We start from the raw sequence: 14,041 nt of genomic DNA on the forward strand, positions 1-14,041 counted from the left end.
TCACGGTGATCGGCAGAGGTACATACTGTGGAAGCACACCTTCACGAATGGCTGAACCTGAGCATTCGCTGGGTTCATATGATCACCGGTGTCGCCTGGATCGGTGCATCGTTCTACTTCGTCTGGCTGGAGAACCACCTGAACCGAAGCAACCCGCGCGATGGGTTGTCGGGTGATCTCTGGGCGATTCACGGCGGTGGTATCTACCACCTGGAGAAATACAAGCTCGCACCCCCGAAAATGCCCGAGAACCTGCACTGGTTCAAATGGGAAGCCTACTTCACCTGGATGTCCGGTATCGCCCTGCTGTGCGTGGTGTTCTACTGGAACCCGAGCCTGTACCTGCTGGCACCCGGCAGCACCCTGAGCGGTGCCGAAGGCGTGGCCATCGGTATCGGTTCGCTGGTCGCCGGCTGGTTCATCTACGACTTCCTGTGCGACTCGCCGCTGGGCAAGCACCCTGCCCTGCTCGGTGCCGTACTGTTCGTCCTGATCATCGCTGCCTGCTTCGGCTTCAGCCTGGTGTTCAGCGGCCGTGGTGCATACCTGCACACCGGCGCGATCATCGGCACCATCATGGTCGGCAACGTGTTCCGCATCATCATGCCGGCCCAGCGCCAGCTGGTGGCCGCGATCGAGAACAACCAGACGCCGGACCCGGTACTGCCGGCAAAAGGCCTGCTGCGCTCGCGTCACAACAACTACTTCACCCTGCCGGTGCTGTTCATCATGATCAGCAACCACTTCCCGAGCACCTACGGTAGCCAGTACAACTGGCTGATCCTGGCCGGTATCGCAGTAGCCGCGGTTCTGATCCGCCACTACTTCAACACCCGCCACGACAGCAACAAGTACGCCTGGACCCTGCCAGTCGGCGCCCTGGCGATGATCTGCCTGGCCTATGTCACCGGTCCCAAGCCGATGGCAGTAAGCCCTGAGCAGGCGGCAGCGAAGATCGAGTACCAGCCACTGCCCGCCACCGCCGTAGGCGGCAAGACCGCCGCCGAGCTGCGCGCCGAGGAAGCCGCCAAGGCCGCCGAAGCCCCAGCCGCGCCAGCCGAGGCCCCGGCCCAGGCGACCGCACAGGCTGCAGGTGGCGAATTCGACAAGATCCACAAAGTCATCCAGGAACGCTGCAGCGTGTGCCACTCGTCGAAACCGACCAGCCCGCTGTTCAGCGCAGCACCTGCCGGCGTGATGTTCGACACCCCGCAGCAGATCCAGGCCCAGGCCGCGCGCATTCAGGCGCAAGCGGTCGCCAGCCAGATCATGCCGCTGGGCAACATCACCCAGATGACCGCCGAAGAGCGCAAGCTCGTCGGTGACTGGATCGCCAAAGGCGCTCAAGTCAACTGATCCACCCTCTCCCGCCGGGGCGTCCGCGCGCCCTGGCGGGGGGCGGCCTTGCGCCGCGAAGAGGCCGGCACTCCCGGCCTCGCCCTTACAGATTCATGCAACAAGCAAGCATCGAGCGTTCGACTGCGTGCGGGAACCTCAGGCTGCCTCCAGCGGGCCTGCCGTATGCGACTGGCGCTTGGATCCGAGAATAAAAACAAAACTCGAGGTGCTGCATGTCCGAGTCACGCAAGGCGTACATCCCAGTTGCGCCGCCGCGACAGCCTCTGCCCCTGTTCCAACTGATCCTGGTTGGCCTGCAACATGTACTGCTGATGTACGGGGGTGCGATCGCCGTCCCCCTGATCATCGGCCAGGCCGCTGGTCTGTCCCGTGAAGAAGTCGCTTTCCTGATCAACGCCGACCTGCTGGTCGCCGGTGTCGCCACCATCATCCAGTCGTTCGGTATCGGCCCGGTGGGGATCCGCATGCCGGTGATGATGGGCGCCAGCTTCGCTGCCGTCGGCAGCATGGTGGCCATGGCCGGCATGCCGGGCGTAGGCCTGCAGGGGATCTTCGGCGCGACCATCGCTGCCGGGTTCTTCGGCATGCTGATCGCGCCGTTCATGTCCAAGGTCGTACGTTTCTTCCCGCCGCTGGTCACCGGTACGGTGATCACCTCGATTGGCCTGTCGCTGTTCCCGGTGGCAGTCAACTGGGCCGGTGGCGGCCAGAACGCAGAAACCTTCGGTTCGCCGATCTACCTGCTGGTGGCCGGCCTGGTGCTGGCGGTCATCCTGTTGATCAACCGCTTCATGCGCGGCTTCTGGGTGAACGTTTCGGTCCTGGTGGGCATGGGCCTGGGCTACATCCTGGCCGGTTCCATCGGCATGGTCGACCTGTCTGGCCTGGGCGACACGCCGTGGCTGCAAGTGGTCACCCCACTGCACTTCGGCATGCCGACCTTCAGCCTGGCACCGATCCTGTCGATGTGCCTGGTGGTGGTGATCATCTTCGTCGAGTCCACGGGCATGTTCCTCGCCCTGGGCAAGGTAACTGACCGCGAGGTTACCCCCGGGATGCTGCGTCGCGGCCTGTTGTGCGATGCCGGTGCGTCGTTCATCGCCGGTTTCTTCAACACCTTCACCCACTCCTCGTTCGCCCAGAACATCGGCCTGGTGCAGATGACTGGCGTGCGTTGCCGTTACGTCACGGTAACGGCGGGTGCGCTGCTGATCGTACTCAGCCTGCTGCCCAAGGCGGCCTTCCTGATCGCCTCGATCCCGCCCGCAGTACTGGGCGGCGCGTCCATCGCCATGTTCGGCATGGTCACCGCCACCGGGATCAAGATCCTCCAGGAAGCCGACATCGGCGACCGCCGCAACCAGCTGCTGGTGGCGGTGAGCGTCGGCTTTGGCCTGATCCCTGTGGTCAAGCCGGAGTTCTTCGCGCAGATGCCGCAGTGGATGGAGCCCATCACCCACAGCGGGATCGCCATGGCCACGGTCAGTGCCCTGGTGCTCAACGTGCTGTTCAACATCCTCGGTGGTGCCGAGCGCGCCGTGCACAACGACGCCTGCCACCAGCATTGAGCCCTGGGCGGGGCGGCGCAGTTGGCCGCCCCTGCTCATTCTCCGCAGTAACCGCTTCACCGTCGGCCCGCCGGAATGGGCCGCTCGGGGCGCCTGCGCGCCGAAAAAACCGCCAACAAAAACAATAAGTCCGGGAATCACAACATGAAGCGCATCACCTCGTCCCTGCTGCTGGGCAGCAGCCTGCTGGCCACCCTCCCCGCCCATGCAGGCGATTGGCTGCTGTGGCACGGCGAAAGCCTGACGTACCTGTACGGCAAGGACTTCAAGATCAACCCTGATATCCAGCAGACCATCACCTTCGAGCACGCCAACAAATGGAAGTACGGCGACACGTTCTTCTTCGTCGACAAGATCTTCTACAACGGCAAGGCTGACCGCAGCAAAGGCGAAGACACCTACTACGGTGAGTTCAGCCCACGTCTGTCGTTCGGCAAGATCCTCGACCGCAAGCTGGCCGTCGGCCCGATCAAGGACGTGCTGCTGGCGATGACCTACGAACGTGGCGAAGGCGACAACGAGGCCTACCTGATCGGCCCTGGCTTCGACCTGGACATTCCCGGCTTCAACTACTTCACCCTGAACTTCTACGTGCGCAACACCGAGGGTGACCGCCCCGGTGACAATGTCTGGCAGATCACCCCGGGCTGGTCCTACACCATCCCTGTGGGCAGGTCCGACATTCTGATCGACGGTTACATGGACTGGGTCCCGGACAACGACCAGAACAGCCGTGGCACCTACCACGCCAACCTGCACTTCAACCCGCAGGTCAAATACGACCTGGGCAAGGCCCTGAACCTGGGTGCCAAGCAGCTCTACGTCGGCTTCGAATACAGCTACTGGAAAGACAAGTACGGCATCGACAGCCGCGGCAACCTGGACAGCAATCAGAGTGTCGCCAGCGCGCTGATCAAGGTACATTTCTGAAAACCTGATCAAACGCCCAGGTTTGAATCACAGTGCGCCAGGACGGAGCACTTGAGGCGCGGCGCGCAAGCCAGTAATCTGCGCGCCCCCTCGATCAAGGCAGGATGGATTCTGCCTGCGTTTACTGACCGCTCAGTCAATGAATTCGGGCGGTTGGCCAACGTGTTGCCAGCCTGAAATACCCATTTTCATCCGTTCAGAACGAGTCGAGCAGGAAGGTAGCAGCTAACCCCGAAAAGTTGGCGCAGCTCTTGCCAAACAACTGTGGCCAATCGAAAAAAGCTGACTCAAAAGACAAAAAAGCGCCTTTACCGAGCGCTGACAACAGATCAATCAAGGGAGCGACACTCGCAATGCGTACCATCAATAGCCTGATTCTCGCGGGCGGCCTGCTGGCCTGCGGCACCACCTTCGCCGGCGACCTGCTGCAGTGGCAGAACAACAGCCTGACCTACCTGTGGGGCAAGAACTTCAAGGTCAACCCCGATACTCAGCAAACCTTCACCTTCGAGCATGCCGATGGCTGGAAGTACGGCGATAACTTCTTCTTCGTCGACAAGATCTTCTACCAGGGCAAGAAGGACGCCAACAACGGCCCCAACAGTTACTACGGCGAGTTCAGCCCACGCCTGTCGTTCGGCAAGATTTTCGACCAGAAGCTGGAGTTCGGCCCGGTCAAGGACGTGCTGCTGGCCGCGACCTACGAGTTTGGCGAGGGTGACGTCGAGTCGTACCTGATCGGCCCTGGCTTCGACCTGAACATCCCGGGGTTCGACTACTTCCAGCTGAACTTCTACAACCGCATCCCGGACGGCAACCGCGCGGGCAAGAATGTCTGGCAGATCACCCCGGTCTGGTCCTACACACTCCCGGTGGGCTCCTCCGACGTGCTGATCGACGGTTTCATGGACTGGGTAGTCGACAACGACGAGAACCGTCACGGCACCTACCACGCCAACCTGCACTTCAACCCGCAGATCAAGTACGACCTGGGTAAAGCCCTGCACCTGGGCGAGAAGCAGCTGTATGTGGGTGTCGAGTACGACTACTGGAAGAACAAGTACGGCATCAAGGACAGCGATGGCTTCACCACCGACCAGAACACCATGAGTTTCCTGGTGAAAGTGCACTTCTGATTGGCTGAAACGTGACAGCGCCGTTAGCTGACGGCGCCGTCATGATCATGCCTTGTAAGTTTAAGCTTACAGATTTTTAAGGTTTATCTTACTTGCAATGAGAGCTGCCTTATAAGTCAAAAATATGAGCGCCGGCAGCAACATCCCAAATATCAGCAAAATCAGCTCCACTTCGTGGTGCGGGATCACCCGAAAGATATCCAGCACCAGCACTACCGCATTGATTGCCAATGCCAGGCCGAACATCGCACAGCACTTGTAAAGGGCCTGAGCGTCGGTACCCTGCAGCAGGAAGCCAAAGCCCAGCGCCCCCCAGGCCAATGCCGTGAGCAGGTAGAGTGCCAGGTGGTAGGCGTCGTAAGTCAGTACACCGAACATGTGCAACTCTTCTCCCGATCAAGACTGAAATAACAATTGCGACTATAAAGCCACCCTCCTCGTGCGTACCGCAAATTTTTGACATTTTTTTTGCAAGTTTTCGACTAGACTCGTGGCCCTCGCACAATCCAAGAATGAAAACAGGCCAACTTGATGCGTACTCCCCTCGCCGCGCCATGGCGCTATCTGCTGCTGCTTTGCTCAACCTGGTTCGGCATCTTCCTGCTGACACGCTTGATATTGCTGGCGACTCATCTCGATGAGGTCAACGGCAATTACTTCTCGATGTTCTTCGACGGCGCCATTTACGACCTGAGCTTCCTCATCTACACGGCCCTGCCACTGGGTGTGTACCTGGTGCTGTGCCCGGACAGATTGTGGCGCTCACGTGCTCACCGCTGGCTGCTCGGCGGCCTGTTCGTGGTCAGCCTGTTCGTGATGCTGTTCGTCGCTGTGGCCGAGTGGCTGTTCTGGGACGAATTCGGCGTACGCTTCAACTTTATCGCTGTCGACTACCTGGTCTATTCCAAGGAAGTGCTGGATAACATCCGCGAGTCCTACCCGCTGCCGACGCTGCTCAGCGGCATCGCGGTGGCCGCGCTCCTGCTCGCACTGGTGCTGCGCAAGCCGCTGGCCCAGGCCCTCACCGGCCCCGGCAGCACCCTGCGCCAGCGCTTGCCCGGGCTGGCCGTGCTGGCCGTACTGGTTGGCCTGAACATCGTGGTGATCGATCAGCAGTTCCCGCGCGGCCAGGGTGGCAACGCCTACCAGCGCGAACTGGCCAGCAACGGCCCGTACCAGTTCTTCGCCGCCTTCCGCAACAACGAACTGGACTACACCCAGTTCTACGCCAGCCTCGGCGCCGGCGAAGTCGGCGCGCAGATGCACCAGGAGCTGGCCGAACCCAAAGCCCGCTTCCAGGGCCAGGAGCCGCAGGACATCCGCCGCCACATCAGTGCCAATGGTCAGCAGCGCACCCCGAACATCATCCTGGTGACCATCGAAAGCTTCAGCGCCAAGTACATGGGCAGCAACGGCGATTCGCGCAACCTGACGCCGAACCTCGACGCCCTGCGCCGCGAGAGCCTGTATTTCAACAATTTCTACGCCACCGGCACCCGTACCGACCGCGGCCTGGAAGCCATCACCCTGTCGATCCCGCCTACCCCGGGCCGCTCGATCGTCAAGCGCATCGGCCGCGAAAGCGGCTACGCCAGCCTGGGCCAGCAACTGACCGCCAAAGGCTACGACGCCGTGTTCGTCTACGGTGGGCGCGGCTACTTCGACAACATGAACGCCTTCTTCAGCGGCAACGGCTACCGTATCGTCGACCAGAGCAGCGTCGCTGAAAGCGAAATCAGCTTCAAGAACGCCTGGGGCATGGCCGATGAGGACCTGTACCGGCAGACCCTGAAGCTGGCCGATGCCGATTACGCCGAGCAGAAACCGTTCTTCCTGCAACTGATGACCACCTCGAACCACCGCCCCTACACCTACCCGGACGGCCGCATCGACATCCCGTCAGGCGACGGCCGCGAAGGCGCGGTGAAATATACCGACCATGCCATCGCCCAGTTCATCAAGGAAGCCAAGGGCAAGCCGTGGTTCGACAACACGCTGTTCATCTTTGTCGCTGACCACACGGCCGGTAGCGCCGGGGTCGAAGACCTGCCGGTGAACAACTACCAGATCCCGCTGTGGATCTACGCTCCAAAGATGATCGAGCCCCGCGAAGACGCCCAGCTGGCCAGCCAGATCGACCTGGCACCGACCCTGCTGGGCCTGCTCAACTTCGACTACACCTCGACATTCTTCGGCCGCGACCTGCTCAAGGAAGACGACCTGCCGCCACGTGTGCTGATCGGCAACTACCAGCACCTGGGGCTGTTCGACGGCAACGACCTGGCCATTCTCAGCCCGCGTGGCGGCATGCGCGTGCACCAAGATGCCTTGGGCAAGAGCCACGAAACCACGGTCGCCAGTGACAACCCGCTGATCCGCCGGGCGATTGCCTACTACCAGAGCGCCGCCTACGGCTTCAGCCAGGGCCTGCTGGCCTGGAAGCCGGAGCAGCAGAGCGTCACGACCGAAAACTGATCGCGATGGATGGCACCGGCTGCGCCGGTGTTCGCGGGGCAAGTCGGGGCGCCGAACCGCCGCTCCCACAGGGATTGCGCATGCCTTGAGGTAAGCATTGAACCTGTGGGAGCGGGCTTGCCCCGCGAAGAGGCCGGCACAGGCAGCACAAGACAGTTGCTCCCACAGCTTCAGCGCCAGACTCAGGGCATGCGCGATTCCTGTGGGAGCGGCGGTGCGGCGACCCGACTTGCCCGCGAACCGGGGCGAAGCCCCGGCCATAAATCCTCAGCTGCCCGGGCGAACCATGCGCCACAGTTTTCCCGCAGCAGCCACCACCGCCAGCACCACGGCCCCGGCCAGCACGCCGGCCACGCCATTGAGCAGGCCGCTGGTCAGCGCCCCTCCGCGCCCTTCGCTGAACGCCTCGACCGCGTGATGCAAAGGTGCCACGCCGTGTACCAGAATCCCGCCACCCACCAGGAACATCGCCGCGGTGCCGATCACCGACAGGCTTTTCATCATGTAGGGGGCGGCACGCAGGATGCCGTTGCCGACGGCTCGGGCCAGGCTTGAAGACTTCTGCGCCATCCACAGCCCCAGGTCGTCGAGTTTGACGATACCGCCCACCAGCCCATACACACCGATGGTCATGACCACCGCAATGCCCGACAACACGATGATCTGCTGCGTCAGCGGTGAGTCGGCGACAATACCCAAGGTAATGGCGATGATTTCAGCGGACAGGATGAAGTCGGTACGCACCGCACCCTTGATCTTGCTTTTCTCGAACGCCACCAGGTCGACTGTGGCGTCGGCCACGGCTTCCTTGCGCGCCTCGTGCTGCCGCTCGTCCTCTTCCTTGCTGTGCAGGAACTTGTGCGCCAGCTTCTCGAAACCTTCAAAGCACAGGTAGGCGCCGCCGAGCATCAGCAGTGGCGTCACCGCCCAAGGGATGAACGCGCTGATCAACAATGCTGCGGGCACCAGGATCGCCTTGTTCACCAGCGACCCCTTGGCCACCGCCCACACCACCGGAATCTCGCGCTCGGCGCGTACGCCGGTGACCTGCTGAGCATTGAGCGCCAGGTCGTCGCCCAGCACGCCTGCGGTCTTCTTTGCCGCGACCTTGGTCATCACCGAAACATCGTCGAGCACCGTGGCGATGTCGTCGATCAGTACCAGTAGACTGCTTCCTGCCATGTTTGCGGGTATCCAATTGAGTGAATGTGCCGGATTCTAGCCCAAAGCCGCTGCCTTGAGCGCCCGTCGGGCGCGGTGCTACCATGCCCGATCCCTCTTTGAGGTGGCCAGACACGAGGAAGATCCCTGACCATGAGCACCATTCGCGAGCGCAACAAGGAGCTGATCCTGCGCGCAGCCAGTGAAGAATTCGCCGACAAGGGCTTCGCCGCCACCAAGACCAGCGACATCGCAGCCAAGGCCGGCCTGCCCAAGCCGAATGTGTATTACTACTTCAAATCCAAGGACAACCTCTACCGCGAGGTCCTGGAGAGCATCATCGCGCCGATCATGCAGGCGTCGACGCCGTTCAATGCCGACGGTGACCCGAAAGAAGTGTTGAGTGCGTACATCCGCTCGAAGATCCGCATTTCGCGCGACCTGCCGCATGCCTCGAAGGTGTTCGCCAGCGAAATCATGCATGGCGCCCCGCACCTGTCGCCAAGCCAGGTGGCGCAGCTGAACGAGCAGGCCCGGCACAACATCGAGTGCATCCAGCACTGGATCGACCGCGGGCAGATCGGCCATGTCGATGCCCACCACCTGATGTTCAGCATCTGGGCTGCGACCCAGACCTACGCCGACTTCGACTGGCAGATTTCGGCAGTGACCGGCAAGGCCAAGCTGGCCGACAGCGATTACGACGCCGCGGCCGATACCATCATCCGCATGGTGCTCAAGGGTTGTGAGCCCGAGGTGGCTTGAGGGCCATTCGCGGGCAAGCCCGCTCCCACAGGACTCACACAGCCTTCGAACCTGTGGTTATCCTGTGGGAGCGGGCTTGCCCGCGAATAGGCCAGAACAGACAGTAGCGATTTAAGCTGCTACACCTGCATCCGCCTTCAACCCCACCTCTTCGATCGCACTGATCGCGCACTGCTCGTCGATATCCGAGGTATCGCCGCTGATCCCGACCGCTCCCAGCACCTTGCCGTCCTGATCACGAATCAGCACACCGCCCGGCGCCGGCACCACCGGCCGCTCGCCCAGCCCGTTCAACGCGGCGAAAAACGCTGGTCGTTGCTGCGCATCCAGCGCCAGCAAGCGCGAGCCCTTGCCCAGGGCAATCGCCCCCCAGGCCTTGCCGGTGGCCACTTGCGGGCGAATCAGGCTGGCGCCGTCTTCGCGCTGCAAGGCCAGCAGGTGCCCACCGGCATCGAGCACAGCCACGGTCAGTGGCGCTGCATTGATCTTGCGGCCCGCCGCCAGCGCGGCGTTCACCAGGCTGACAGCGACTTTCAGGTTCAAAGCGTTCATGGAAAGGTCCTCTTCTTGTTGTGAGAAGCCCTGAGGGCAGGTGAAAAACCGATAAGCCAATAGAACACAACTGAATCAGTTTTTGTATACAATAAATTGAAACGATCGTATGCGAGATCGCAAACAGCCGTTTTCACGGGCGCTCGAACGAAAGCGACCTTGTCCGACGAAAACCCGTTGACCTGAGCGGCCAGCCGTGAATACACTCTGGCACAAATCAAGTTGTATACAATTACAAAATCGATGAGGCACAAACCATGAGCAAAATGAGAGCAATCGATGCAGCCGTTCTGGTCATGCGCCGTGAAGGTGTAGATACCGCGTTCGGCATCCCGGGGGCTGCCATCAACCCGTTGTACTCGGCCCTGAAGAAAGTCGGTGGCATCGATCACGTCCTCGCTCGTCACGTCGAAGGCGCCTCGCACATGGCCGAGGGCTACACCCGTGCCAACCCAGGCAACATCGGCGTGTGCATCGGCACCTCCGGCCCAGCCGGCACCGACATGGTCACTGGCCTGTACAGCGCCTCGGCCGACTCCATCCCGATCCTGTGCATCACTGGCCAGGCACCACGTGCCCGCCTGCACAAGGAAGACTTCCAGGCTGTCGACATCACCAACATCGTCAAGCCGGTGACCAAGTGGGCCACCACCGTTCTGGAACCAGGCCAGGTGCCTTACGCCTTCCAGAAGGCCTTCTATGAAATGCGCACCGGCCGCCCAGGCCCTGTGCTGATCGACCTGCCGTTCGACGTGCAGATGGCCGAAATCGAATTCGACATCGACGCCTACGAGCCGCTGCCCGTGCACAAGCCGTCCGCTACCCGCGTACAGGCCGAAAAAGCCCTGGCCCTGCTCAATGACGCCGAGCGCCCACTGCTGGTAGCCGGTGGCGGTATCATCAACGCCGACGCCAGCGACAAGCTGGTCGAGTTCGCCGAACTGACCGGCGTACCAGTGATCCCGACCCTGATGGGCTGGGGCACCATCCCGGACGACCACGCCCAGATGGTCGGCATGGTCGGCCTGCAGACCTCGCACCGCTACGGCAACGCCACCCTGCTGAAATCCGACCTGGTGTTCGGTATCGGCAACCGCTGGGCCAACCGCCACACCGGTTCCGTCGACGTCTACACCGAAGGCCGCAAGTTCGTGCACGTGGACATCGAACCGACCCAGATCGGCCGCGTGTTCACCCCGGACCTGGGTATCGTTTCCGATGCCGGCAAGGCTCTGGACGTGTTCCTCGAAGTGGCCCGCGAGTGGAAAGCCGCTGGCAAGCTGAAGTGCCGCAAAGCCTGGCTGCAAGACTGCCAGGAGCGCAAGGCCACCCTGCAGCGCAAGACCCACTTCGACAACGTGCCGGTCAAGCCGCAGCGCGTGTACGAAGAGATGAACCAGGTATTCGGCAAGGACACCTGCTACGTCAGCACCATCGGCCTGTCGCAGATCGCTGGCGCGCAGTTCCTGCACGTGTACAAGCCACGCCACTGGATCAACTGCGGCCAGGCCGGTCCGCTGGGCTGGACCATCCCTGCCGCGCTCGGTGTGGTCAAGGCCGACCCGAAACGCAAGGTCGTCGCGCTGTCGGGTGACTACGACTTCCAGTTCATGATCGAAGAACTGGCCGTAGGCGCGCAGTTCAACCTGCCGTATGTCCATGTGCTGGTGAACAACGCCTACCTGGGCCTGATCCGTCAGGCACAGCGTGGCTTCGACATGGATTACTGTGTACAACTGGCGTTCGAGAACATCAACTCGACCGACGCTGCCACCTACGGTGTCGACCACGTCGCCGTGGTCGAAGGCCTGGGCTGCAAGGCCATCCGTGTGTTCGAGCCGGCAGAGATCGCCCCTGCCCTGCTCAAGGCACAGAAGATGGCCGAAGAGTTCCGCGTGCCGGTCGTGGTCGAAGTGATCCTCGAGCGTGTGACCAACATTTCCATGGGCACCGAGATCAACGCGGTCAACGAGTTCGAAGACCTGGCCCTGGTCGGCAACGACGCGCCAACCGCCATCTCGCTGCTGGACTGATCGCCTGACGCCCCCGCGCCTGCCCCTTTGAGGGCGCCGGGGGCCTTCATCGCAAGGAGACAACTCATGCCTCGCTTCGCTGCCAACCTGTCCATGCTGTTCACCGAACAGGACTTCCTGGCCCGCTTCAAGGCTGCCGCCGACGCTGGTTTCAGCGGCGTCGAATACCTGTTCCCGTACGACTTCAGCGCCGCCGAAATCAAGCAGCAGCTGGACGCCAACGGCCTGACCCAGGTGCTGTTCAACCTGCCGGCGGGCGATTGGGCCAAGGGTGAGCGTGGTATCACCTGCCACCCTGACCGCGTCGAGGAATTCCGCGCCGGTGTCGACAAGGCCATCGAATACGCCAAGGTGCTGGGCAACACCCAGGTCAACGCCCTGGCCGGCATTCGCCCACAAGGCCCGGACTGCGCCACCGTACGCCAGACCTTCGTGGAAAACCTGCGCTACGCCGCCGACAAGCTGAAAGCTGCCGGAATTCGCCTGGTCATGGAAATGATCAACACCCGCGACATCCCCGGCTTCTATCTGAACACCACGAAACAGGCCCTGGAAATCCAGGCCGAAGTGGGCAGCGACAACCTGTTCCTGCAGTACGACATCTACCACATGCAGATCATGGAAGGTGACCTGGCTCGCACCATGGAAGCCAACCTGAAACTGATCAACCACATCCAGCTGGCCGACAACCCAGGCCGCAACGAACCCGGCACCGGCGAGATCAACTACCGCTTCCTGTTCGAGCACCTGGACCGCATCGGCTACCAGGGCTGGGTGGGCGCGGAGTACAAGCCGCTGACCACCACAGAAGCAGGCCTGGGCTGGCTGAAAACCCATAACGCAATCTGAAGGCCAAGCGTCAGCCTCTGTGAGACACCAGACACTGTGGGAGCGGGTTCACCCGCGAACACCGGCGAAGCCGGTGCCATCCACCGCAGTGTCTGCTTCGCGGGTGAACCCGCTCCCACAAGGGGCCTGCAGCGCTTGCTCAATCGAGATTCAACAAATACAAAAGAGGTAATTTCTCATGGCTAAAATCGGATTCCTCGGCACCGGCATCATGGGCAAGCCCATGGCGCAGAACCTGCAGAAAGCAGGCCACAGCATCTTCGTTTCCACCCACCACGAGGCCGCACCGGCCGACCTGATCGCCGCTGGCGCAGTGGCCCTGGCCAACCCGAAGGAAGTGGCCCAGGAAGCCGAGTTCATCATCATCATGGTCCCGGACACCCCTCAGGTCGAAAGCGTCCTGTTCGGTGAAAACGGCGTCGCCGAAGGCGTGGGCCCGAACAAGGTAGTGATCGACATGAGCTCGATCTCCCCTACCGCGACCAAAGCCTTTGCCGAGAAGATCAAGGCCACCGGCGCCGCCTACCTGGACGCCCCGGTGTCCGGCGGTGAAGTCGGTGCCAAGGCTGCAACCCTGAGCATCATGGTCGGTGGCTGCCCGAAAGCCTTCGAGCGCACCCTGCCGCTGTTCGAAGCCATGGGCAAGAACATCACCCGCGTCGGTGGCAACGGTGACGGCCAGACCGCCAAGGTCGCCAACCAGATCATCGTCGCCCTGAACATCCAGGCTGTTGCCGAAGCCCTGCTGTTCGCCGCCAAGAACGGCGCCGACCCGGCCAAGGTACGTGAAGCACTGATGGGCGGCTTCGCTTCGTCGAAGATCCTCGAAGTGCACGCCGAGCGCATGATCAAAGGCACCTTCGACCCAGGCTTCCGCATCAACCTGCACCAGAAGGACCTCAACCTGGCCCTGCAAGGCGCCAAGGAACTGGGCATCAACCTGCCCAACACCTCCAATGCCCAGCAAGTGTTCAACACCTGCCAGGCCCTGGGCGGCGGCAACTGGGACCACTCGGCGCTGATCAAAGGCCTGGAGCACATGGCCAACTTCTCAATCCGCGACGACAAGTAAGCCTGTACCGGCCCTTCGCGGATAAATCCGCTCCTACACGCTACCCCCTTGTAGGAGCGGATTCATCCGCAATGGGGCGAACTCCGCTGAACCTGCGACCACAGGCTCAACGGTGACACCGAGCAACACCCGCCCCTGGTT

The 14,041-nt window shown here is 61.9% G+C and carries 12 protein-coding genes; 9 read left to right on the forward strand and 3 right to left on the reverse strand.

The window, feature by feature from the left end; genetic code table 11:
• Positions 1-27 precede the first annotated feature (27 nt).
• The 4 genes from ACIPZ5_RS19090 (at position 28) to ACIPZ5_RS19105 (ending at position 4,993) form a co-directional block, all read left to right on the forward strand.
• Positions 28-1,356 (forward strand): urate hydroxylase PuuD, encoded by a 1,329-nt coding sequence (locus ACIPZ5_RS19090; RefSeq protein WP_343595979.1) that lies wholly within the window; start codon positions 28-30, stop codon positions 1,354-1,356.
• 215 nt (positions 1,357-1,571) lie between these two features.
• Positions 1,572-2,927 carry a nucleobase:cation symporter-2 family protein gene (locus ACIPZ5_RS19095; RefSeq protein ID WP_261943269.1) on the forward strand — a complete coding sequence of 452 codons (1,356 nt, stop codon included), beginning with the start codon at positions 1,572-1,574 and terminating at the stop codon, positions 2,925-2,927.
• Positions 2,928-3,071: 144 nt separating this feature from the next.
• Positions 3,072-3,857, forward strand: coding sequence for an outer membrane protein OmpK (locus tag ACIPZ5_RS19100; RefSeq protein ID WP_261943268.1), 786 nt, complete (start codon positions 3,072-3,074; stop codon positions 3,855-3,857).
• A gap of 353 nt (positions 3,858-4,210) precedes the next feature.
• The gene (locus ACIPZ5_RS19105; protein ID WP_261943267.1) at positions 4,211-4,993 is read left to right on the forward strand and encodes an outer membrane protein OmpK; all 783 of its coding nucleotides are present in this window, start codon (positions 4,211-4,213) and stop codon (positions 4,991-4,993) included.
• Between the two features lie 66 nt (positions 4,994-5,059).
• Here the strand turns inward: ACIPZ5_RS19105 and ACIPZ5_RS19110 are convergent, their stop codons facing one another.
• A complete protein-coding gene (locus ACIPZ5_RS19110) occupies positions 5,060-5,371 on the reverse strand; it encodes a hypothetical protein (protein ID WP_400810116.1) in 312 nt (103 codons plus the stop codon).
• 153 nt (positions 5,372-5,524) lie between these two features.
• On the opposite strand from ACIPZ5_RS19110, the gene ACIPZ5_RS19115 reads away from it, so the two are divergent.
• Entirely contained in the window at positions 5,525-7,468 is a 1,944-nt protein-coding gene (locus tag ACIPZ5_RS19115) for an LTA synthase family protein (protein WP_400810118.1), read from the forward strand.
• Between the two features lie 267 nt (positions 7,469-7,735).
• Here the strand turns inward: ACIPZ5_RS19115 and ACIPZ5_RS19120 are convergent, their stop codons facing one another.
• Positions 7,736-8,650: a DUF808 domain-containing protein gene (locus ACIPZ5_RS19120; RefSeq protein ID WP_343595990.1), complete on the reverse strand. Its 915-nt coding sequence runs from the start codon at positions 8,648-8,650 to the stop codon at positions 7,736-7,738.
• A 132-nt stretch (positions 8,651-8,782) separates the two neighbouring features.
• Here ACIPZ5_RS19120 and ACIPZ5_RS19125 point away from each other — a divergent pair, with 132 nt between their 5' ends.
• On the forward strand, positions 8,783-9,394 hold the full coding sequence (locus ACIPZ5_RS19125; RefSeq protein ID WP_400810120.1) for a TetR/AcrR family transcriptional regulator: 612 nt from the start codon (positions 8,783-8,785) through the stop codon (positions 9,392-9,394).
• Between the two features lie 111 nt (positions 9,395-9,505).
• On the opposite strand, the gene ACIPZ5_RS19130 is transcribed toward ACIPZ5_RS19125, so the two are convergent.
• Positions 9,506-9,946 (reverse strand): heme-binding protein, encoded by a 441-nt coding sequence (locus ACIPZ5_RS19130; RefSeq protein ID WP_261943262.1) that lies wholly within the window; start codon positions 9,944-9,946, stop codon positions 9,506-9,508.
• Positions 9,947-10,203: 257 nt separating this feature from the next.
• Between ACIPZ5_RS19130 and gcl the strand changes: the two genes are divergently transcribed.
• From gcl to ACIPZ5_RS19145, 3 genes are all read left to right on the forward strand, one after another.
• Positions 10,204-11,979 (forward strand): glyoxylate carboligase, encoded by a 1,776-nt coding sequence (gene gcl / locus ACIPZ5_RS19135; protein WP_085601235.1) that lies wholly within the window; start codon positions 10,204-10,206, stop codon positions 11,977-11,979.
• Positions 11,980-12,045: 66 nt separating this feature from the next.
• The gene (gene hyi / locus ACIPZ5_RS19140; RefSeq protein WP_343595994.1) at positions 12,046-12,828 is read left to right on the forward strand and encodes a hydroxypyruvate isomerase; all 783 of its coding nucleotides are present in this window, start codon (positions 12,046-12,048) and stop codon (positions 12,826-12,828) included.
• A gap of 178 nt (positions 12,829-13,006) precedes the next feature.
• On the forward strand, positions 13,007-13,900 hold the full coding sequence (locus ACIPZ5_RS19145) for a 2-hydroxy-3-oxopropionate reductase (RefSeq protein WP_313710689.1): 894 nt from the start codon (positions 13,007-13,009) through the stop codon (positions 13,898-13,900).
• The last annotated feature ends 141 nt before the right edge of the window (positions 13,901-14,041 follow it).

It is taken from the genome of Pseudomonas sp. NPDC089428 (assembly GCF_044749325.1).
Taxonomy (GTDB): Bacteria; Pseudomonadota; Gammaproteobacteria; order Pseudomonadales; family Pseudomonadaceae; genus Aquipseudomonas.

Coding starts and splice junctions, on each gene's coding strand:
- ACIPZ5_RS19110 (WP_400810116.1), bottom strand. CDS start 5,371: ATGTTCGGTGTACTGACTTACGACGCCTACCACCTGGCACTCTACCTG.
- ACIPZ5_RS19105 (WP_261943267.1), top strand. CDS start 4,211: ATGCGTACCATCAATAGCCTGATTCTCGCGGGCGGCCTGCTGGCCTGC.
- gcl (WP_085601235.1), top strand. CDS start 10,204: ATGAGCAAAATGAGAGCAATCGATGCAGCCGTTCTGGTCATGCGCCGT.
- ACIPZ5_RS19120 (WP_343595990.1), bottom strand. CDS start 8,650: ATGGCAGGAAGCAGTCTACTGGTACTGATCGACGACATCGCCACGGTG.
- ACIPZ5_RS19125 (WP_400810120.1), top strand. CDS start 8,783: ATGAGCACCATTCGCGAGCGCAACAAGGAGCTGATCCTGCGCGCAGCC.
- ACIPZ5_RS19130 (WP_261943262.1), bottom strand. CDS start 9,946: ATGAACGCTTTGAACCTGAAAGTCGCTGTCAGCCTGGTGAACGCCGCG.
- ACIPZ5_RS19100 (WP_261943268.1), top strand. CDS start 3,072: ATGAAGCGCATCACCTCGTCCCTGCTGCTGGGCAGCAGCCTGCTGGCC.
- ACIPZ5_RS19115 (WP_400810118.1), top strand. CDS start 5,525: ATGCGTACTCCCCTCGCCGCGCCATGGCGCTATCTGCTGCTGCTTTGC.
- hyi (WP_343595994.1), top strand. CDS start 12,046: ATGCCTCGCTTCGCTGCCAACCTGTCCATGCTGTTCACCGAACAGGAC.
- ACIPZ5_RS19145 (WP_313710689.1), top strand. CDS start 13,007: ATGGCTAAAATCGGATTCCTCGGCACCGGCATCATGGGCAAGCCCATG.
- ACIPZ5_RS19095 (WP_261943269.1), top strand. CDS start 1,572: ATGTCCGAGTCACGCAAGGCGTACATCCCAGTTGCGCCGCCGCGACAG.